Here is a 20,014-nt window from a genome sequence, read left to right as displayed (position 1 = left end):
CAAGCTGCGAGTGAGCGTCAATGCGCCGCGCGGACGGTTTGTCCGCGCTCCACAAACGGACGTGGAGAAGCCACGCCACTGAATCCCGGCCCCCGGAGGCCTTTATGAAATTAAGATCCTTGAATATCGCGCGCAGGGCCTTCGTCTGCTTTGGGCTGATCACACTGCTGCTGATCAGCCTGGCAGGCTTCTCCTATGTACAGATAGATCACCTGCGTAGCGCAGAACAGGACATCGAGCAAAACTCACTGCCCAGCGTCCAGGTCATTGACGATATTCAAATCGCCCTGCTCCACGCTCGCCTTGAAAGCATCCGCATGCTTTCGAGTACGACCCGGGAGGTGCATGACAAATCGCAGTCGTTGGTCGAAGACGCCATACAGGCACTTCAGTCGAAGACCGCGTTTTACCGTGAACACCTCATATCCGGCCAGCAGGATGAAATCCAGTTCGCGAAGACCAGCCAGGCGATGGATGTATACATCGACGGCCTCAAGCAAGTGCTTGCCCTCGATATTTCCGATCATGACCAGGCAGTCGTTTTTGCGAACACCGAGCAGGCGCAGCGAGCAAACGTCTATCAAGAGCAGCTCACCATTTTGCGTGAGCAGAATGCGCGTCAGGCGGTGGAGTCCGGCGAGGAGGCGACAGCGGTATACACCCACAGCGTGAGCGTCCTGATCTCGGTACTGGTCGTCGCATTCATCCTGACGATCGTCTTGGCAAGCTTGTTTACCAGAAGCATTGTCAGCCCTATCAACTCCTCGCTTGAGTTGGCGGAGAATATAGCGTCAGGCGACCTCACCCACGACCTTGAAGTGACAGGTTCGGATGAAGCCTCGCGCTTGATGCAGGCACTCAATCTGATGCAGAAAAACCTCAGGAGCACTATTTCAGAAATCTCGGGAGCGTCTGCTCAACTGAGTACCGCAGCCGTTGAAATGACCTCGATCACCGAGAGTGCCGATCGCACCCTGCAACAGCAGAACAGCGAAATAGAGCAAGCGGCCACCGCCGTCACCGAAATGAGCGCGGCGGTTGAAGAGGTCGCCAGGAATGCCAACTCCACCTCTGAAGCGGCCATGCAGTCCAGCCTCTCGGCTGATCTGGGCAATCAGAAAGTGACTGAAACGCTGACGGCAATGCGTGGACTGACAGAACTGGTAGAAGTCTCGTCAGGCCAGGTAAAAGAACTGGCAGGCCAGGCTCAAGACATCTCCAAAGTACTGAGCGTGATCAGGGCGATTGCCGAGCAAACGAACCTGCTGGCGTTGAATGCTGCCATTGAAGCGGCACGTGCAGGCGAGCAAGGTCGTGGCTTTGCGGTGGTAGCCGATGAGGTTCGGGCCCTGGCGCACCGCACCCAGACGTCGACCCAGGAAATCGAACAGATGATATCCACGATTCAGGCCGGTTCTTCAGCCGCAGTCGAGTTGATGCACAAGAGCACCTCTGAGGTCTACACCACCCGAGATACCGCAGAGCAAGCTGGCCACTCACTGCGCCAGATTATTGATTCCGTCCTGGAAATCAACGACCGCAATATCCAGATTGCGACCGCTTCCGAGGAGCAGGCTCACGTGGCGCGTGACGTGGATCGCAGCCTTATCAGCATTCGCGACCTGGCCATCCAGAGCACTGAGGGTACCCGCCAGACCTTGACGGCAAGCAACGAGTTATCACGCTTGGCCGTCAACTTGAAAGACTTGGTGCTGCGGTTCAGGACTTGAAGTTGGATCAAACACCGATCACAGGCAAAAAAAATCCCGCAGAGCAGATGGCTCGCGGGATTTCTCTTGGATGTTTTGGCGTGCAACCCGGGATTTATTTGGCTTGGCGAAGCACAAGCTCCGACAGACGGGTCTTAACGCGGAAGCAGAACTCACGAATTTGAAATTGATAAGCAGGCATAACCATATAGTTCAAATCGGCACCCAGTGAATCTTTAACTTCCATGTATTTAGCGGTCTTACTGGCAATGGCCTGGTATTCGACCTCGTATTTGTCGTAAGACGCCTTGTTGTAAACCTTCAGAACATCCAGCTCTTTACGGCATTGCTCAGCGCGATTCTGGTTGAGTTTTGTCTCTGATTCTGGCTCTTGCTCTGGCTCTGCCGCCTGCGGTGAGTAAGGCACTGCAGCGTAAGCACTGGCGTTCGCAGGTGCAGCCTCATATCGCGCAGGCGATTGTGCGGGTGCCGGAGTTGCGGCTTCAGGCGCTTCTTGCTGGACGACGGCAGGAGGTGGTGTCACTTCAGGTTTTTCTTGATTTTTTGTAGCGCATCCCGAGAGGGCAATCCCTAGCACTGCAACGATGCCACACATTTTATTCATCAGTTCCACCAAACAGGTCATTTCGGTTAGCTGAGTCGTTAGGTTCTGGGTAAAAGCCATGACTCATTCAATGATCGAGTATGAATTTCTACCAGACTCAAGGCGCTCAGCCGCTCTTCCTTGAGTACGCAGATTAACGATGGTAGTAAAAAAACAGCGAGGTGACGAGTAAAAGCTCGTCAGAAAGACCACGGATTTTATGGGGCAATGGCACTGGCCGTCGTGGCACTGCGCAATCGCGGGCAAAAAAAATCCCGCTGGGCATTTAGCTCGCGGGACTTTCTTATGTGTTTGGCGGGAAACCAGGGATTCGAACCCTGGGAACGCTATTAACGTTCGCCGGTTTTCAAGACCGGTGCATTCAACCACTCTGCCAATTTCCCTTGTGCATCACGGGATTATAGTCGCTCATCCCGTCTCAGCGGGCGCCATAATACCCGAATGAAACACACTGTCAAACTCTCTGCATAGCTTGTTACAGAGCGTCTGTTATGATCTTTGCGACTGAACGTTTCAAAACTGAAGGAGTGTCGCCATGCGCGAACAGAATTACGCAGTGAATGGCAACGCGCAGGCTGAGCAGCTTGAAGTCAGCCGCGTGTTGCGCAATACGTACGGCCTGCTCGCCCTTACCCTCGCATTCAGCGGCGTGATGGCTTACGTGGCCCAGCAGATGCGCGTCGGCTATCCGAATATCTTTGTCGTGCTGATCGGCTTCTATGGTCTGTTCTTCCTGACCAACAAGCTGCGCGACTCGGCCTGGGGCCTGGTGTCGGCGTTCGCCTTGACCGGTTTCATGGGTTTTATCCTCGGCCCGATCCTTAACCGTTACCTCGGCATGGCCGGCGGTGCGGAGGTGGTCAGTTCGGCATTTGCCATGACCGCGCTGGTGTTTGGTGGCCTGTCGGCGTACGTGCTGATCAGCCGCAAGGACATGAGTTTCCTGGGTGGCTTCATCACCGCGGGCTTCTTCGTGTTGCTGGCGGCAGTGGTAGCCGGCATGTTCTTCCAGATCAGCGGTTTGCAACTGGCGATCAGCGCAGGTTTCGTGCTGTTCTCCTCGGTGTGCATCCTGTTCCAGACCAGCGCCATCATCCATGGCGGTGAGCGTAACTACATCATGGCGACCATCAGCCTGTATGTGTCGATCTACAACCTGTTTATCAGCCTGTTGCAGATCTTCGGCATCATGAGCCGTGACGACTGAGTGTCAGCGCTATAAAAAATGCCCCGTATCGTGAGATGCGGGGCATTTTCATTTGTGGGGCGGTGGACGCTCAGTACCTGTTAGGTTCCATCTCAAGCTCGACCCCGAAGCGCTCGGCAATGTCCTGCTGGATACGCAGCGCCAGGTTGGCAATATCCCGCCCGGTGGCTGAGCCATAGTTCACCAGCACCAGCGCTTGCATTTTATGCACGCCGGCATCGCCGTCACGAAAGCCCTTCCAACCCGCCTTGTCGATCAGCCAACCGGCGGCGAGCTTTACTTGCCCGTCGGCCTGAGGGTAAGCCACCAGGTCCGGATACTGGCTCTTCAGCTCGGCAGCCAGAGCCTGGGGCACCAACGGGTTTTTGAAAAAACTACCGGCATTGCCCAGCTCTGCCGGGTCCGGCAATTTTTCGCGGCGAATACTGCAGATCGCCTGGCTCACATCCTTCGGCGTGGCCTCGGTGATGCCCTGCGCAGCCAGGCGCTGCTGCACCGGGCCGTAGTCGAGTTTCAGGTGACTGGCGCGACTCAGGGCAAAGCGTACCCGCAGGATCAACCAACGCCCGACTTCATGCTTGAACAGGCTGTCGCGGTAAGCAAACTGGCATTCGTCCAGGCTGAAATCCCGCAGCTCGCCCGTCTGGCGATCCAGCGCCGTGAGGCCGGCAAACACGTCCTTGATCTCAACGCCGTAGGCGCCGATGTTTTGCATCGGCGCCGCGCCGACCGTGCCGGGGATCAGGCTGAGGTTTTCCAGGCCGCAAAAACCCTGTTCCAGGGTCCACGATACAAAGGGGTGCCAGGCTTCGCCCGCCTCGCCTTCAACCACCACGTGCATGCCATCATCGTGCAGCACGCGAATACCCTGGGTCGCCATGCGCAACACCAGGGCAGGCACGTCCCGGGTCAGTAGCAGGTTGCTGCCGCCGCCGATCACCAGCAGCGGCACACTGTGCACGTTGGCGTAGGCCAGGGCTTGATGCACATCGGCATCACTGTGAGCCTCGACAAACAGCTGGGCGCGTACGTCGATGCCGAAGCTGTTGAAGGGCTTGAGCGATACCTGCGCACGTACTTGCAAAGTCATAGCCGGCCCTTCAATTCGATCACCAATGAATCACAGGCGCGCTCGATCAGGTCCAGCACCCGGTCAAAGCCTTGTTCGCCTTCGTAATACGGGTCTGGCACCTCGTCCACTTCGCCGTCGAAGCGGCGCAGGAACAAATCCAGCTGCGCCTTACCCTGCGCAGGCTGCATGGCTTTGAGGTTGCGCAGGTTGCTGTGGTCCATGGCCAGGATCAGGTCATAGCGCGCAAAATCGGCGCGACAGACCTGCTGGGCACGCTGGGCTGACAAGTCATAGCCCCGCGCCAGCGCCGCACGTTGGCTGCGCAGGTCCGGTGGGTTGCCGATATGCCACTCCCCCGTCCCCGCCGACGCCACCTCAACCTGATCGGCCAGGCCGGCTTCGCGCAACTTATGGCGCAAGACGCCTTCGGCGGTGGGCGAGCGGCAGATATTGCCCAGGCAGACAAACAGGACTTCCATCACGCCCCCAGCAGGCGACGGACGCGCTCAAGGTCTTCCTGGGTATCGACGCCTGCAGGCGGTGCTTCCAGCGCATCGCCCACGTGGATACGCACGCCGTGCCACAGGGCCCGCAGTTGCTCCAGGGATTCGGTGTTTTCCAACCAGCACGGGCCCCAGCTGACGAAGTCATGCAGGAAACCGGCGCGATAGGCGTAGATGCCGATGTGGCGGCGGTACGGCACGCCTGGCGGCAGTACGCCGGGGTTGCTGGCGAAGGCATCCCGCGCCCAGGGCAGGGTCGAACGGCTGAACGTCAGGGCCAGGCCGTTGATATCGCTGACCACCTTCACCACGTTCGGGTTGAACAAGGTTTCACTGTCTTCGATCGGTTCGGCCAGGGTCGCCATGCGCGCTTCGCCATGGGCCGCCAGATTGGCGGCGACCTGGTCGATGACGCTCGGCGGGATCAACGGCTCGTCACCTTGCACGTTCACCACGATGGCGTCGGGCGCCAGGCCCAGTTGCGTAGCCACTTCGGCCAGGCGATCGGTGCCGGAATTATGGTCTTCGCGGGTCAGCACCGCCTCGGCGCCGAAACCTTTGCAGGCTTCGATGATACGCGGATCGTCAGTCGCCACCACCACCCGCTCGGCGCTGCTTTTGCAGGCCTGTTCCCATACCAGCTGGATCATCGGCTTGGCGCCGATCATTTGCAGCGGCTTGCCCGGTAGACGGGTCGATGCATAACGCGAGGGAATCACCACGGTAAAGGCGGTAGTCATTTATCCAGGCGCTCATCGGTCGTCAAGGTGCGGGCTTCGCTCTCGAGCATCACCGGAATCCCGTCACGGATCGGGTAAGCCAGGCCGGCACCTTTGCTGATCAGCTCGGTTTTATCGGCGCTGAGCTTGAGCGGGCCTTTGCAGATCGGGCAAGCAAGGATGTCGAGCAATTTGGTGTCCATGAGTATTTCCTGGAAATAAACGGTTTAAGGCAAAAGACGGTTGGGCAGCAGGCGCATCAGTTGTGTGTCGAACCAGGCGACAAACGCCGGCGACGGCAGCGCATCCACCGCAAGGTACCACCAGTCGGACCGGGCGAAGGCGCGGCACTTCACCGCGTCCTTTTCAGTCATGACCAGCGGCCAATGCGGTGTGAAATCCAACACCTGGGCACTGTAGGGCGCGTGGTCGGCAAACGCATGGGGGATCGGCTGCCAGTGTAGCGTTTCAAGGGTATTGAAGAAACGTTGCGGGTTGCCGATACCAGCAACCGCATGTACCTGCTGGCCTGGCGGAAAATAGGTAACCGGCTGCCGCTCGCCGCTGTGCAGGTTGATCAGCGCCGCAGGCGCAAGGCCAAAGGCAAAGCCGTCTTCGCGGTCCTCGGCGGCACCGTTATAGAGCAGCGCATCCACGCTGTGCAGGCGCTCGACCGGCTCGCGCAACGGCCCGGCCGGCAGGCAACGGCGATTGCCCAGGCCGCGGGCGGCATCGATCAGTACCAGTTCGAGATCGCGGGCCAGACGATAGTGTTGAAGACCGTCGTCGGAAAGAATCAGGTCCAGGGTTTCGCTGGCCAACAGCGCTTTCACCGCGCGGCTGCGGTCCGGATCGATCATCAACGGGACACCGCAGCGCTGCACGATCAGCAAGGGTTCGTCGCCGGCCACATCGGCACTCTGATCGGCTTCGACTCGCCAGGGCAACTGTGGCGGCTTGGCCCCATACCCGCGACTGACCACGCCCACGCGCAAGCCATTGCGCCGGCAGTGCTCGATCATCCACAGGATCAGCGGCGTCTTGCCCGTGCCCCCGACGGTGATATTCCCCACGACCACAACGGGCACCGGGGACCGATAGACAGCGCCCTCGCCCGCCAGGAAACGCGCGCGCTTGCGCTGCACGACCCGGCGATACAACGACTCCAGCGGCCGTAACAGCACGAGCGCCGGATGGCCCGCGTACCAGGCCTTGAGCAAACGATCGGACATGGCCATCAGGGTGGACTCGCCGCCTCGACGGTGGTCATGCGCAGATGACTGAAACCGAGCTTGCCGGCGGCGTCCATCGCGGTAATCACAGCCTGGTGCTGGGTCTTGCCGTCGGCACTGATCGACAGTGGCAGGCTGGTATCGCCGCCGGATTCCTTCTGCAAGGCATCCATCAGGCTGGTCAGGTCGTTTTTCTCCAGCAACTGGTTGTTCACCGAAAACACGCCATCGGCGCTGATGGCAATGTCCAGTTGCTTGACCTGCTGATCTTCGGCCGGCGAGCCGCTGACGGCTTCGGGCAAGTCGACGCGCAGCTGGGTTTCCCGGGTAAACGTGGTGGTGACGACAAAGAACAGCAGCAGGATAAACACCACGTCAATCAGTGACGCGAGGTTGATATCGACATTTTCCCGTTGCTTGCGGCGAAATTTCACGCGTTGCCCTCGACCAGGTCCACATCACGGTCGCCCTGCACCACTTCCACCAGCTTGATGGCTTCCTGTTCCATGCCGACCACCAGCTCATCGATGCGCCGTTGCAGGAAGCGGTGGAAGAACACCGAAGGGATACCCACCATCAGGCCCGCGGCCGTGGTGATCAATGCTTTGGAAATACCACCGGCCAGCACCGCGGCGTTGGTGGTCATGCCCGAGCCCATGAACGAGCTGAAAATATCGATCATACCCAGCACCGTGCCCAGCAAACCGAGCAGCGGCGCCATGGCGGCGATGGTGCCGAGGGCGTTGATGTAGCGCTCCAGTTCATGGATCACCCGCGCGGCGGCTTCCTCGATGCACTCTTTCATGATCTCGCGACCATGCTTGGAGTTGGCCAGGCCAGCGGCAAGGATTTCACCCAACGGCGAATTGGCGCGCAGTTCCTTGAGCTTCTGCTTGTCGAGCTGTTTGTTCTTGATCCAGCCCCAGACTTGCCCCAGCAGGTGCTCGGGGGTGACGCGACTGGCGCGCAGGGTCCACAGGCGTTCGGCGACGATGCCGAGTGCGGCGATGGAACTCATGATGATCGGCAACATCATCCAGCCGCCGGATTTGACCAATTCCCACACAGTGAATGCCCCCTCGAAAAAGTGCGCCACTTTATCATATAGGTTCGGCAGCGGGGTTCGTTGGCCGCAGACCGGCCTGTCGCAGCCTTCGGTGTTTGGTTACGCCGGATTACGGCAACGGTTCGCGCCAGAACCGGCGTTGACTGCGCGCAACCATGGCGGGCTGGAAGGCACCCAACTGAAAACGCACGGCCCCGTGTTCGGCGCTGTCGTATAGTCGGCTGCCCTGGGCCTGATAGCGCGCTACCACTTGCGCATGAGGATGACCGAAGGCGTTGCCCCGGCCTCGGGAAATCAGCACCGTCTTGGGGGCAAGCCGCTGCACAAAGGATCTGGAGGACGAGCTGCGGCTACCATGATGGGGCGCTTGCAGCCAATCGGTCGGCACCGCCAGTGGCGTGTCAAGCAAGGCGCGCTCCGCCGCGCTGTCGATATCGCCGGTGAGCAGCAGCCGTTCACCATTGGCCTGCACCTGCAACACACAGGATTTTGGATTGCCACTCAGGGCGTCAGGCCACTGCCACAACGCGAAAGACACACCATCCCACTCCCACCGCTCGCCACTGATACAGGGTTCAGTCCCCAGAAAAGCCGGCAAGCCCTCGGTTTCGCCGCCTACCACGCGCCTGATCGGCAAACCACGGGCTACAGCTGCCGCGCCACCGGCGTGATCGGCGTCGGCATGGCTCAGCAGCAGCATGTCGAGCCGCGCTATCCCGAACGTTTTCAGCGCCGGCACGACCACACGCGCGCCCAGATCGACCGACCCGGAACGCGGCCCGGCATCGTAAAGCAACGCATGATTGCGGGTGCGCAGGATCAGCGCCTGCCCCTGGCCGACATCCAACTGCACCACCATCACCTGCCCGTGGGGCACCGACTCCCTGGGAGGAAACACCGCGAGCAACAGCATGGGCCAGCCCAGCAACCGAAACGGCACCCCCTTGGGCAGTAGCAGCAGCACCGCGCCCACCAGGCTGACCAGCCAATACGCCCACGGCACCTGGGCCGGCGTCCAGGCCGGCAACTGCCCGGCCAGCAGCGTCAGCACCTTGAACCACCCCTCCAACGCCCCGCCGGCCAACCAAAGCAGGCCGTCACCGATCGAGGGCACCCACAGCAGCACCGTACCGAGCAGCGCCAGAGGCAACACCACCAGACTGATCCAGGGCACGGCGAACAAATTGGCCACAGGCGCAGTGAGGCTGATGGGTAAACCCAGCACCAGCAAAAGTGGAAACAATCCGACGGCAATCAGCCACTGGGGACGCGTCCATGCCTGCCAGATGCTCCATGGCCCCAGCCGTCCACCGAACGTCAGGAGCAGCACCGCAACCGCCGCAAAGGACAACCAGAAGCCCGGCTGCAGACTGGCCAGCGGCTCTAGCAGCAGTACGCCGTTGAATGCCAGCAACAACGGCCACCACGCGCCCAGGTGCCGAAAGCGCAGGCGCCATAGCAACACCAGACCGACCATCACGCAGGCCCGCTGCACAGGCACGCCAAACCCCGCCAGCAGGCCATAACCCAGCGCTGCGGCAAAGGCCAGGCCGCAGGCCCATGGCAGCCATGGCAGGTGGCGCGGCCAGCAACCGTAACGGGCCATCCCGGCCACCAGTGCGTAGATCAACCCGGCCAGCAAGCCGATGTGTTGACCGGAAATGACTAACAAGTGCACGGTGCCGGTGTCTTGCAACACCTGCCATTGCTCCGCGCTCAGCCCGGAACCGTCACCCAGCACCAACGCTGCCAGGGCGGCCTCATGGGTTTGCGCATCGGCGGCCATCAGGCGTTGACGCAGGCTGTCGCGCAAGGCGTTACGGGCCGGCGCGAGGCGCTCGCCGTGTTTCACCGAGCCCGTGGCCCCAATGCGTTGCGCCAGCAGCCAGGCCTCTTGGTCGAAGCCATGAAAATTGAGCAGGCCGGACGGCCGCTTGAGCGTGACAGCCAAGCGCCAGCGTTCCCCACTGCGCACCGGCGGCCCGCCGCGCCAGGACACACGGATGCGCTTGGGCAGCCGGGCTTTGCGCGACCGGCTGTCGGCCAGTTCAAAGCGCACGCCGGTGTCCGTCTGTTGCGGCAACCCGACCACACGCCCCTCCACCCAACGCGTCTCGCCGTCCAGCGCCGGGCGCAATCGATCATCCAGTGCCCACTGCGCGCTGATGCAAGCCCAGCTCAAGCCCAGCAGGAAAAACGCCAGCGGATAGGTGCGAAACGGCAGCAGCATCAAGGCCAACACCAGCATGGCCAACAGCCATCCGGTGGGCGGCAACGCCGGAAGAAAGCGCAGGGTCAGCAACCCCAGCGCGAGCGCGAACATCCCTGCCCTCATGAATCATTCCTTTCAATGATTCATTCAGTCTTAGCCGGAGTTCCCAGGGGCGCCTTTGATGTTTTGTCACAAAGTCTGAATTTTCTGTTTATAGAATACGCGCATACTTGCCCCTCGAACTGACCTGGACCCCATATGCCCCGGCGCTTATTCAAACGGTACATGCCCGACCCCAGCAGTATCAGGGAACACAAGTCATTACAGTTTCTTGGCACCCTGCTGCATGATCCGAACCTCTGGCACCTGAACCGACACTCGGTGGCCCGGGCAATGGCCGTGGGCTTGTTTGCCGCGTTCATCCCCATCCCGTTGCAGATGTTGCTGGCCGCGATCCTGGCGATCGTGGTGCGCGGCAACATGCCGATTGCCGTCAGCCTGGTGTGGCTGACCAACCCGGTGACGATGCCGGTGGTGTTTGTCTGCACCTACATGACCGGCGCCTGGTTGATGAACGTGCCGCCACGCAGCCTGCCCGATAACCTCACCTGGGAATGGATCAGCGGCGAGTTGAGCACGATGTGGCAACCGTTCCTGCTGGGCTCGGTGGTCTGCGGGTTGGTATTGGGAGCCCTGGCCTACTGCCTGACCATGGGATATTGGCGCTGGTGGGTCGCGCACCAGTGGAAGAAACGCAAACTGCGCCGCCGCTGAGGGCTAACGGGCAGGCAGGTGCAGATGTACGCGCAGCAAGCCCTGCCCGGAATTTGCGCCCAGATACGGCCACTCCGCCGCTGCACGGCGTTGCGCGCAATGCGCAAGCCCGGGCCGTGAACCGTCCAACCGGATAATGGCCGCGAAGATACGTTTCACGTCAGCCTCATCGATGCCTCCCCCTGATCCTCCCGCCAGATATGCCAGTGATCGCCCCCTCGCACGCGGTCCAGTGCCGCCCATACAGGCAATCGCCGAGCGGCGCCGAATGGCCCGAAGATTGCGACGTGTCATTAATTTACGAGATTCCCAAGGGCGCAAATGGCTACACTGCGCACGTGGCGTGGGCCGGATGCCTGCGTGGATGATTGATATCAATGTGGTAGCAGGAGAGTGGCGTGCTTAGAAGAATGGGGATAAAAGGCCGCGTACTGTTGCTGACTTTATTGCCGACCAGCCTGATGGCCCTGCTGTTGGGAGGCTACTTCACCTGGATGCAGCTCTCCGAACTGCAGACTCAATTGCTGCAACGCGGCGAAATGATCGCCGAGCAGTTGGCGCCGCTGGTCGCGCCCGCCCTGAGCAGCAGAAACACGGATCTGCTGGAACGCATCGCGACCCAATCCCTGGAACAACCGGACGTGCGTACGGTGTCGATCCTGGCGCCGGACCGCTCGTCCCTGGCCCATGCCGGTCCGACCATGCTCAATCAACCGCCCACCGGCAACAGTTCGCACCTGCTGCAGCGCAGCGGCAATGATGCCACCCGCTACCTCATGCCCGTGTTTGGCCGCCATCGCAACCTGGCGGGCGAGCTGATTCCGGATGAGTCCGACCGCCTGTTGGGCTGGGTCGAGGTGGAACTGTCCCACAACGGCATGCTGCTGCGCGGCTATCGCAGCCTGTTCGCCAGCCTGCTGCTGATCGCCATCGGCTTGATCTGCACCGCGGCGCTGGCCCTGCGCATCAGCCGCACCATCAATTCGCCGATCGGCCAGATCAAGCAAGCCGTGGCCCAGCTCAAGGACGGCAACCTGGAAACCCGCCTGCCGCCGTTGGGCAGCCAGGAGCTGGATCAGCTGGCATCGGGCATCAACCGCATGGCCGAAACCCTGCAAAACGCCCAGGAGGAATTGCAACACAGCATCGACCAGGCCACCGAGGATGTGCGCCAGAACCTGGAGACCATCGAGATCCAGAACATCGAGCTGGACCTGGCCCGCAAGGAAGCCCTGGAAGCCAGCCGGATCAAATCGGAATTCCTGGCCAATATGAGCCATGAGATCCGCACCCCGCTCAACGGCATCCTGGGCTTCACCCACTTGCTGCAAAAAAGCGAATTGTCGCCGCGTCAGCTGGATTACCTGGGCACCATCGAAAAATCCGCCGACAACCTGTTGGGCATCATCAACGAAATCCTCGACTTCTCGAAGATCGAAGCCGGCAAACTGGTGCTCGACAGCGTGCCCTTCAACCTGCGCGACCTGCTGCAGGACACCCTGACCATCCTCGCTCCCGCCGCCCACGCCAAACAGCTCGAACTGGTCAGCCTGGTCTACCGTGACACGCCGCTGTCACTGGTGGGCGACCCGCTGCGCCTCAAGCAGATCCTGACCAACCTGATCAGCAACGCGATCAAGTTCACCCGCGAAGGCACCATTGTTGCCCGGGCGATGATCGAGGACGAACAGGAAGACAGCGTGCAACTGCGCATCAGCGTGCAGGACACCGGCATCGGCCTGTCCAACCAGGACGTGCGTGCGCTGTTCCAAGCCTTCAGCCAGGCGGACAATTCGCTGTCGCGCCAGCCGGGTGGCACCGGCCTGGGCCTGGTGATCTCCAAGCGCCTGATCGAACAGATGGGCGGCGAAATCGGCGTCGACAGCACACCGGGCGAAGGCTCGGAGTTCTGGATCAGCCTGAACCTGCCCAAGACCCGCGACGACGTCGAAGACTTACCCAGCGCGCCGCTGCTCGGGCGCCGCGTGGCCGTGCTGGAGAACCATGAACTGGCGCGCCAGGCCCTGCAACATCAGTTGGAAGACTGCGGCCTGGAAGTGACCCCGTTCAATACCCTGGAAAGCCTGACCAACGGCATTACCAGCGCGCACCAGACCGATCAGGCGATTGACCTGGCGGTGCTCGGCGTCACCGCCAACGACATTCCGCCCGAGCGCCTCAACCAGCACTTGTGGGACCTCGAACACCTGGGCTGCAAGGTGCTGGTGCTGTGCCCGACGACCGAGCAGATGCTATTCAACCAATCGGTGCCCAACCCCAACAGCCAGTTGCAGGCCAAGCCCGCGTGTACGCGCAAGCTGCGCCGATCCCTGGCCGACCTGATCAGCCCGCGGCCCTCACGCAGCGAGCCGGGCGAGCCGTTGTCCAGCCGTGCGCCGCGTGTGCTGTGCGTGGACGATAACCCGGCGAACCTGTTGCTGGTGCAAACCCTGCTTGAAGACATGGGCGCCAAGGTGCAGGCCGTGGAAAGCGGCTACGCGGCGATTGACGCGGTGAAACAGGAAACCTTCGATCTGGTGTTGATGGACGTGCAGATGCCCGGCATGGACGGGCGCCAGAGTACCGAAGCGATTCGCCAATGGGAAAGCGAACGCCATGGCACGCCGCTGCCGGTGGTCGCCCTCACCGCCCATGCGATGGCCAACGAAAAACGCGCCCTGCTGCAAAGCGGCATGGACGATTACCTGACCAAACCCATCAGCGAGCGGCAGTTGGCCCAGGTGGTGTTGAAATGGACCGGCCTGGCCCTGCGCAACCAAGGGCCGGAGCGCCTTCCCGAGGGCCTCGGCCCAGGCGTGCAATTGCTGGTGCTGGACCATGAAGAAGGCCTGCGCCTGGCCGCCAACAAGGCAGACCTGGCAGCCGACATGCTCGCCATGCTGCTGGCCTCCCTGGAAGCCGACCGCCTGGCGATCACGGTCGCGCGTGAAGCCAATGACAATCATGCCTTGATCGAACGCGTCCATCGCCTGCATGGCGCCACGCGCTACTGCGGCGTGCCGCAATTGCGCGCGGCCTGTCAACGCGCCGAAACCCTGCTCAAGCAGGACGACGCCAAGGCCATGGCCGCACTGGATGAACTGGACATGGCGATTGCGCGGTTGGCCAGTGAAGCGCGGGTCAGCGCCTGAGCCAATTTCCATGTGGGAGGGGGCTTGCCCCCTCCCACATCTGGTCAGCATTTCTCATTTGTAAATTGCAGGGAGCCTCTCTTCAATGCGCGTTATTCTTTTCAGCAGCCAAACCTACGACCGCGACAGTTTTAGCGCTGAGCCATGCCCCCAGGGCATCGAGCTGCAATTCCAGCCCGCCCGCCTCAACCTCGACACCGTGGCCCTGGCCGAACACCACGAGGTGGTCTGCGCCTTTATCAACGATGACCTCAGCGCCCCGGTGCTCGAGCATCTGGCCAGAGGCGGCACGCGCCTGATTGCGTTGCGCTCGGCCGGCTACAACCATGTCGACCTGCGCGCCGCCAAGCGCCTGGGCCTGAGCGTTGTGCGCGTACCGGCCTACTCGCCCCACGCCGTAGCCGAGCATGCCGTGGCGCTGGTCCTGGCCCTGAACCGTCGCCTGCACCGCGCCTACAACCGCACCCGCGATGGCGACTTCAGCCTGCATGGGCTCACCGGGTTCGACCTGGTCGGCAAAACCGTCGGCGTGGTCGGTACCGGACAGATCGGCGCCACCTTCGCCAGGATCATGAGCGGTTTCGGCTGCCGGCTGCTGGCCCACGACCCCTTCCCCAACCCTGAGGTCCAAGCCTTGGGCGCGCGCTACGTGAGCCTGCCCGAACTGCTCGCCGAGGGGCAGGTCATCAGCCTGCATTGCCCGCTGACGGCCGACAGCAGGCACCTGATCAACGCCGGCACCCTGGCCCACATGCAACCGGGCGCCATGCTGATCAATACCGGCCGCGGAGGCCTGGTCGACACGCCGGCGCTGGTGGAGGCGCTCAAGAACGGCCAACTCGGTTACCTGGGGCTGGATGTCTATGAAGAAGAGGCCCAGCTGTTTTTCGAGGACCGCTCGGACCTGCCCCTGCAAGACGACGTGCTTGCCCGCCTGCTGACCTTCCCCAATGTGATCATCACCGCCCACCAGGCCTTCCTGACCCGCGAGGCACTGGCGGCGATTGCCGGCACTACACTGGCCAATATTGCGGCGTGGGCCGACGGCCGCGCGCAGAACCTCGTCGAGTGATGATCAGCGGTCACATACCGGGCTCATGATAGCCCGGCACCCGTGATAGGATGCCGCGCCTATTTGGAGGATCCATGGCCGAACACGATTTCCGCTTCAGCTTGCTGAGCCCGCAACATACCCTGATCGAATGCCGCGCCCTGGTGCCGGGCCGTTATCAGGTCACCGGCAACGGTGGTTCGATCAAGCATGGCGACGTGCTGATCGTTACCCTGCGCGGCAGCAAAACCCTGTCGATGCGCCTGACCGTGGAAGGTGACGCGCGCTACTCCATCCGCCCGGCGGGCCAATGGGTCGCCATGGCCCAGGGGCCGAAATTCGGCGAGTTGGAGATTCACACCTGGAAGGTCAATTGCGACAGCTGCGACAGCGTGCTGGAGTTTGAATTCGCGGTGGAAACCAAGCTCACCCAAGAACCGCTGCAACCGGCCGCCAATGCCCGGATCAAAGAACTCGGCTGGGCCAGCGAAGGCGACAGGCACCGCTGCCCGAAATGCCAGCAGGCCGCACAATGAAGCGCCTGCTGCTGCTCGCCGCGATGGGTACGGCCCTGAGTGGCTGCGCCGGCGATGCGGTCAAGCTCAAGCAGGATCACAGCTATGTGGTGGAGTGGATCGGCGAGCGGCCGTTGATGGACTACGCGCACCTGACCGTAACCCTCGGTGCCGATGGTCGCGCCTATGGCAATGGCGGCTGCAACCACTGGTTTGCGCCGTACACCCTTGAAGGCGACAAGCTCAGCTTCGGCGCCATCGGCAGCACCCGCAAACTGTGCGCCGAGGCGCTGATGGAGCAGGAGCACCGCTTCTTCCAGGCCCTGCAAGGCGTCCAGCGCTGGGATATCTCGCCGATCGAGCAGACGCGGTTCTGGCCCGCCGAAGGCAAGCCGATTCGCTTGTGGCTTGAAGAAGGCTGACGCCGCCGATCTTTGGCCATGCGCGATCAAAATGTGGGAGGGGGCTTGCCCCCGATGGCGCTGGATCAGCCAGCACATACAGTGACTGACACACTGCTATCGGGGGCAAGCCCCCTCCCACATTTGATTTGAGGTCTTGCTTTAACCGCGCAGCGCCTTGAGCTTGGCCAACACCCCTTGCGCCGTCTGCTCACCCATCAGTTGCTCGCGCACCTTGCCCTGGTCATCGATGATGTAGGTCACCGGCAGCGCCTCGCTGCGCGGAATATCAAAGATCCCCTCCGGGTTCTGCGCCAGCACGGTGAACTTGATGCCCAGCTTGTCACTGGCAGCCTTGAGCTCCTCGCCCTGCACATTGTCGAAGTTGACCCCGAACACGCCCACGTTCTGCGCCTTGAGCTGCTCGGCCAGGGCATTGAGCTCGGGGATTTCGGTGCGGCACGGGCCACACCATTCGGCCCAGTAATTGACCACCAGCCACTGCTTGTCCAGGCGCTCGGCCGGCACTTTCTGGCCGTACTGATCAACGCCGTAATCGTTACCGCAGCCGCTGAGCAGCAGGGTTGTGATGATCGCCAATGCACCGATCAGTCGCCTTGTCATGGGGTAATCCTTCGCAAAAATGAACGTTGGCTGCGGCCTATCGCCTCTTACGGTTTAAGGACAGGCGCCAGCGCAGGTAGAATACCTGCCACCTTACGCAAGATGCGACCCGCACATGACCGATCTGACGCTTTATCACAACCCGCGCTGCTCGAAATCCCGCGGTGCGCTCGAACTGCTGCAAGACCGCGGCCTCACGCCAACCGTGGTGCGCTATCTGGAAACGCCGCTGAACGCGGCGCAATTAAAGGCCCTGCTGGCCAAACTTGGCCTCAGTGCCCGGCAATTGTTGCGCACCGGCGAAGATGAATATAAAAGCCTCAACCTGGCCGACGCCAGCCTCAGCGAAGCGCAACTGATCGCCGCCATCGCCGCACACCCCTCGTTGATGGAACGCCCGATCCTGGAAACCGCCGATAAAGCCATCATTGGCCGCCCGCCGGAAAACGTGCTGGAGATCCTGCCGTGACGACGCCTTATGTGCTGGTGTTGTATTACAGCCGCAATGGCTCGGTCAGCGAAATGGCCCGGCAGATTGCCAGGGGCATCGAGCAAGGCGGCATGGAAGCCCGGCTGCGCACCGTGCCGGCGATCTCCACCGAGTGCGAAGCCGTGGCACCGAGTATCCCGGACGAGGGCGCGCTGTATGCCAGCCTGGATGACCTGAAACACTGCTCGGCCCTGGCCCTGGGCAGCCCGACGCGTTTCGGCAACATGGCCGCGCCGCTCAAGTACTTCCTCGACGGTACCAGCAACCTGTGGCTCACCGGCGCCCTGGTCGGCAAGCCCGCCGGCGTGTTCACCTCCACCGCCAGCCTGCACGGCGGCCAGGAAACCACGCTGATGTCGATGCTGTTGCCATTGCTGCACCACGGCATGCTGATCACCGGCCTGCCCTATAGCGAACAGGCGCTGCTCGACACCCAGGGCGGTGGCACGCCCTATGGCGCCAGCCACCACGCCGGGCCTGACGGCAAGCGTCTGCTCGACCCGCATGAAATCGCCCTGTGCCGCGCCCTGGGCCTGCGCCTGGCCAAGACCGCCACACTGCTGGAGAACGGCGTTGGCCAGAAAGCCTAAAGTTCTACCGTCCCAGGCGTGGCTGGAACCACGGGTCAAGCTGGCGCGCGCCCTGAGTCTTCTGGCGTTTTTCGGCCTGGTGGGCTTGTTGTGCGCGTATTACCTGTTCGTCGCCGACCTGCACGGGGCACGCCCGTGGGTCATCCTGCTGATCGAACTGGTGCCGCTGCTGGTGCTGGCGCCAGGGATGATCACGGGCAGCGCGCGCGGGCATTCGTGGACGTGCTTTGTGGTGAACCTGTATTTCATCAAGGGCGCACTGGCGGCGTATGACCCGAACCGGCAAGGGTTCGGGGTGCTTGAGATGCTGGCGAGCCTGGCGGTGTTTTGCACAGCGCTGTTGTATGTGCGCTGGCGGCATCAGTTGAACCGGCGGATGGCGGCGGCCTGATGATCAATGGTTGACGGTGTACGCCAACATCATCGACAACTGACACATCGGCCGCCCACTTTGCGCATGCCACTGGTTAAAGGCACCCTGCACGGCCGCCAGGTCGCGCAGGCTGGTGGGTGCCTTGTCGACGATCTTCTGCGCATTCAACGCCGCCACCACGTCGTCACTCGGCACAAACGTATCCTTGCCCACCATGCGCAGGAAACGCGGGGCCGACAGCCCGCCCAACTGGTGACCGTGTTTGCTCAGGTATTTCCATAACCCGACGATATCGGTCACCGGCCACTCGGCGACAAACGCACCGAAGCTACCCTTTTCCTGCTCGATATCCAGGATCATCTGCGCATTGCGCGGCACACTCTTGAGTTTGCCCAGGTGGCGGATGATGCGCGTGTCCTGCATCAGGCGCTCCAGGTGCTCGGCGCCCATCAGCACGACTTTTTCCGGGTCGAAACCGAAAAACACTTGCTCGAATGCCGGCCACTTGGCATCGACCACACTGTGCTTCAAGCCCGCACGAAACACCCGCAGCGCCAAGGTCGACAGGTAACGGTCATCGGGGATCTTGCGCAGTTGCGCCGGGGTCTTGGGCACAGGCAGATGGGCTTCCAGCTTGGCCGCCGAACCGAAGCGATTCAGACAATATTCGTGCAGCCACTTGTAATCGCGCATGCCCTCTCCTGGCAGTTGAATGGAAAACGGCGCCCGCAAGCGCCGTGTACTAGAGCCTCGATAAGGCTCAGAGGTTCACTACATTGACGAAACGCGAAGCTGCCGTCTCATCGATTTTCAAGCTGGCGAAGTCGAACAGGTTGCGATCGGCCAATTGCGACGGAATCACATTCTGCAGGCTGCGGAAAATACTCTCGGTACGCCCAGGGGTCTTGCGCTCCCAGTCCACCAGCATTTCCTTGACCACCTGGCGTTGCAGGTTTTCCTGGGAGCCGCACAGGTTGCACGGGATGATCGGGAATTGCTTGAAGTCGGAATAAGCCTGGATGTCCTTCTCGTTGCAATACGCCAGCGGGCGGATCACCACGTTGCGTCCGTCATCGGCGCGCAGCTTGGGCGGCATGGCCTTGAGCGAACCGTTGAAGAACATATTCAGGAAGAAGGTTTCGACGATGTCGTCGCGATGATGCCCCAGGGCCATCTTGGTCGCGCCGATCTCATCGGCAAAGGTATAGAGCGTGCCACGCCGCAGGCGCGAACACAGCGAGCAGGTGGTCTTGCCTTCCGGGATCAGCTCCTTGACCACCGAGTAAGTGTCTTTCTCGACGATGTGGTACTCGACGCCCAATTCCTTCAGATAGGCCGGCAGCACATGCTCGGGAAAGCCCGGCTGCTTCTGGTCCATGTTGACGGCAACGATCTCGAACTTGATCGGCGCGACCTTTTGCAGGTGCAGCAGCACGTCGAGCAGGGTGTAGCTGTCTTTGCCGCCGGAGAGGCAGACCATGACCTTGTCGCCCTCCTCGATCATGTTGAAATCAGCGACCGCTTCACCGGCCAGGCGACGCAGGCGTTTTTGCAGTTTGTTCTGGTTGACCGTAAGAGTGCCCATGGCGCTTGGATCCGCTAGAGGTGTGTGACGAAAAGCCGTGCATTTTACCGGTATGAACGACCAAGTTCCAATGTGGGAGGGGGCTTGCCGCCGATTGCGGTGTATCAGTAGCAA

At 61.5% G+C, this 20,014-nt stretch carries 22 protein-coding genes, 1 tRNA gene and 2 pseudogenes; 11 read left to right on the top strand and 14 right to left on the bottom strand.

Annotated features, from left to right (window positions below; all coding sequences use genetic code 11):
• Positions 1–20: 20 nt before the first annotated feature.
• Positions 21–872: pseudogene (locus BFQ04_RS30580) on the top strand (MCP four helix bundle domain-containing protein); the annotation flags it as partial.
• Positions 849–1,730 (top strand): methyl-accepting chemotaxis protein, encoded by an 882-nt coding sequence (locus BFQ04_RS30575; RefSeq protein ID WP_371914543.1) that lies wholly within the window; start codon positions 849–851, stop codon positions 1,728–1,730. The pseudogene BFQ04_RS30580 and the gene BFQ04_RS30575, both read left to right, overlap by 24 nt.
• Positions 1,731–1,824: 94 nt before the next feature.
• Here BFQ04_RS30575 and BFQ04_RS30175 read toward each other — a convergent pair whose 3' ends face one another.
• Together BFQ04_RS30175 and BFQ04_RS25535 are read right to left on the bottom strand one after the other, a co-directional pair.
• Positions 1,825–2,394, bottom strand: a complete 570-nt coding sequence (locus tag BFQ04_RS30175) for a hypothetical protein (protein ID WP_232790550.1) — start codon at positions 2,392–2,394, stop codon at positions 1,825–1,827.
• Positions 2,395–2,626: 232 nt separating this feature from the next.
• Positions 2,627–2,717, bottom strand: a tRNA-Ser gene (locus BFQ04_RS25535).
• Between the two features lie 152 nt (positions 2,718–2,869).
• Here BFQ04_RS25535 and BFQ04_RS25530 point away from each other — a divergent pair.
• Entirely contained in the window at positions 2,870–3,541 is a 672-nt protein-coding gene (locus BFQ04_RS25530) for a Bax inhibitor-1/YccA family protein (RefSeq protein ID WP_053256786.1), read from the top strand.
• Between the two features lie 70 nt (positions 3,542–3,611).
• Here the strand turns inward: BFQ04_RS25530 and murB are convergent, their stop codons facing one another.
• The 8 genes from murB to BFQ04_RS25490 form a co-directional block, all read right to left on the bottom strand.
• On the bottom strand, positions 3,612–4,631 hold the full coding sequence (murB, locus tag BFQ04_RS25525) for a UDP-N-acetylmuramate dehydrogenase (protein WP_065953171.1): 1,020 nt from the start codon (positions 4,629–4,631) through the stop codon (positions 3,612–3,614).
• The gene (locus tag BFQ04_RS25520; protein ID WP_065953170.1) at positions 4,628–5,092 is read right to left on the bottom strand and encodes a low molecular weight protein-tyrosine-phosphatase; all 465 of its coding nucleotides are present in this window, start codon (positions 5,090–5,092) and stop codon (positions 4,628–4,630) included. Before BFQ04_RS25520 ends, murB begins: the two co-directional genes overlap by 4 nt.
• A complete protein-coding gene (gene kdsB / locus BFQ04_RS25515) occupies positions 5,092–5,856 on the bottom strand; it encodes a 3-deoxy-manno-octulosonate cytidylyltransferase (RefSeq protein ID WP_065933892.1) in 765 nt (254 codons plus the stop codon). Before kdsB ends, BFQ04_RS25520 begins: the two co-directional genes overlap by 1 nt.
• On the bottom strand, positions 5,853–6,038 hold the full coding sequence (locus tag BFQ04_RS25510; RefSeq protein ID WP_003174668.1) for a Trm112 family protein: 186 nt from the start codon (positions 6,036–6,038) through the stop codon (positions 5,853–5,855). The genes kdsB and BFQ04_RS25510 overlap by 4 nt, the downstream gene beginning before the upstream one ends.
• Before the next feature lie 24 nt (positions 6,039–6,062).
• Positions 6,063–7,073: a tetraacyldisaccharide 4'-kinase gene (gene lpxK / locus BFQ04_RS25505; protein WP_065953169.1), complete on the bottom strand. Its 1,011-nt coding sequence runs from the start codon at positions 7,071–7,073 to the stop codon at positions 6,063–6,065.
• Entirely contained in the window at positions 7,073–7,501 is a 429-nt protein-coding gene (locus BFQ04_RS25500) for an ExbD/TolR family protein (protein ID WP_065953168.1), read from the bottom strand. Before BFQ04_RS25500 ends, lpxK begins: the two co-directional genes overlap by 1 nt.
• Complete coding sequence (locus BFQ04_RS25495) at positions 7,498–8,133, bottom strand: MotA/TolQ/ExbB proton channel family protein (RefSeq protein ID WP_065953214.1); 636 nt, start codon at positions 8,131–8,133, stop codon at positions 7,498–7,500. Before BFQ04_RS25495 ends, BFQ04_RS25500 begins: the two co-directional genes overlap by 4 nt.
• Before the next feature lie 109 nt (positions 8,134–8,242).
• The gene (locus tag BFQ04_RS25490) at positions 8,243–10,468 is read right to left on the bottom strand and encodes a DNA internalization-related competence protein ComEC/Rec2 (RefSeq protein ID WP_065953167.1); all 2,226 of its coding nucleotides are present in this window, start codon (positions 10,466–10,468) and stop codon (positions 8,243–8,245) included.
• A gap of 135 nt (positions 10,469–10,603) precedes the next feature.
• Between BFQ04_RS25490 and BFQ04_RS25485 the strand changes: the two genes are divergently transcribed.
• Complete coding sequence (locus tag BFQ04_RS25485; RefSeq protein WP_065953166.1) at positions 10,604–11,119, top strand: DUF2062 domain-containing protein; 516 nt, start codon at positions 10,604–10,606, stop codon at positions 11,117–11,119.
• A 3-nt stretch (positions 11,120–11,122) separates the two neighbouring features.
• Here the strand turns inward: BFQ04_RS25485 and BFQ04_RS29010 are convergent.
• Positions 11,123–11,355 (bottom strand): annotated as a pseudogene (locus BFQ04_RS29010) (ATP-binding protein); the annotation flags it as partial.
• A 162-nt stretch (positions 11,356–11,517) separates the two neighbouring features.
• Between BFQ04_RS29010 and BFQ04_RS25480 the strand changes: the two are divergent.
• The 4 genes from BFQ04_RS25480 (at position 11,518) to BFQ04_RS25465 (ending at position 16,259) form a co-directional block, all read left to right on the top strand.
• Entirely contained in the window at positions 11,518–14,271 is a 2,754-nt protein-coding gene (locus BFQ04_RS25480) for a response regulator (protein WP_065953165.1), read from the top strand.
• Positions 14,272–14,356: 85 nt separating this feature from the next.
• Complete coding sequence (locus tag BFQ04_RS25475; RefSeq protein WP_065953164.1) at positions 14,357–15,343, top strand: 2-hydroxyacid dehydrogenase; 987 nt, start codon at positions 14,357–14,359, stop codon at positions 15,341–15,343.
• 74 nt (positions 15,344–15,417) lie between these two features.
• Positions 15,418–15,858: a hypothetical protein gene (locus tag BFQ04_RS25470; protein ID WP_065953163.1), complete on the top strand. Its 441-nt coding sequence runs from the start codon at positions 15,418–15,420 to the stop codon at positions 15,856–15,858.
• Positions 15,855–16,259, top strand: a complete 405-nt coding sequence (locus tag BFQ04_RS25465) for an META domain-containing protein (RefSeq protein ID WP_065953162.1) — start codon at positions 15,855–15,857, stop codon at positions 16,257–16,259. Before BFQ04_RS25470 ends, BFQ04_RS25465 begins: the two co-directional genes overlap by 4 nt.
• Positions 16,260–16,400: 141 nt before the next feature.
• Here the strand turns inward: BFQ04_RS25465 and BFQ04_RS25460 are convergent, their stop codons facing one another.
• Positions 16,401–16,862 carry a TlpA disulfide reductase family protein gene (locus tag BFQ04_RS25460; RefSeq protein ID WP_065953161.1) on the bottom strand — a complete coding sequence of 154 codons (462 nt, stop codon included), beginning with the start codon at positions 16,860–16,862 and terminating at the stop codon, positions 16,401–16,403.
• A 115-nt stretch (positions 16,863–16,977) separates the two neighbouring features.
• Here BFQ04_RS25460 and arsC point away from each other — a divergent pair, with 115 nt between their 5' ends.
• Genes arsC through BFQ04_RS25445 form a run of 3 tightly spaced genes read left to right on the top strand, consistent with a single transcriptional unit; the run spans position 16,978 to position 18,333 of the window.
• Positions 16,978–17,331 (top strand): arsenate reductase (glutaredoxin), encoded by a 354-nt coding sequence (gene arsC, locus BFQ04_RS25455; protein WP_065953160.1) that lies wholly within the window; start codon positions 16,978–16,980, stop codon positions 17,329–17,331.
• Entirely contained in the window at positions 17,328–17,942 is a 615-nt protein-coding gene (gene wrbA, locus BFQ04_RS25450) for an NAD(P)H:quinone oxidoreductase (protein ID WP_065953159.1), read from the top strand. The genes arsC and wrbA overlap by 4 nt, the downstream gene beginning before the upstream one ends.
• Complete coding sequence (locus BFQ04_RS25445) at positions 17,926–18,333, top strand: DUF2069 domain-containing protein (protein WP_065953158.1); 408 nt, start codon at positions 17,926–17,928, stop codon at positions 18,331–18,333. The genes wrbA and BFQ04_RS25445 overlap by 17 nt, the downstream gene beginning before the upstream one ends.
• Positions 18,334–18,336: 3 nt before the next feature.
• Here BFQ04_RS25445 and BFQ04_RS25440 read toward each other — a convergent pair whose 3' ends face one another.
• Both BFQ04_RS25440 and ttcA read right to left on the bottom strand, forming a co-directional pair.
• Positions 18,337–19,008: a DNA-3-methyladenine glycosylase I gene (locus tag BFQ04_RS25440; protein ID WP_065953157.1), complete on the bottom strand. Its 672-nt coding sequence runs from the start codon at positions 19,006–19,008 to the stop codon at positions 18,337–18,339.
• Positions 19,009–19,075: 67 nt separating this feature from the next.
• Positions 19,076–19,900 (bottom strand): tRNA 2-thiocytidine(32) synthetase TtcA, encoded by an 825-nt coding sequence (gene ttcA, locus BFQ04_RS25435; protein WP_065953156.1) that lies wholly within the window; start codon positions 19,898–19,900, stop codon positions 19,076–19,078.
• Positions 19,901–20,014 lie beyond the last annotated feature (114 nt).

The sequence above is a fragment of the Pseudomonas sp. 37 R 15 genome, from assembly GCF_900004865.1.
GTDB lineage: Bacteria > Pseudomonadota > Gammaproteobacteria > Pseudomonadales > Pseudomonadaceae > Aquipseudomonas > Aquipseudomonas fluorescens_AM.
The sequence above is the reverse complement of the archived record's forward strand: the minus strand, read 5'-3'. Positions and strand labels throughout refer to the sequence as shown.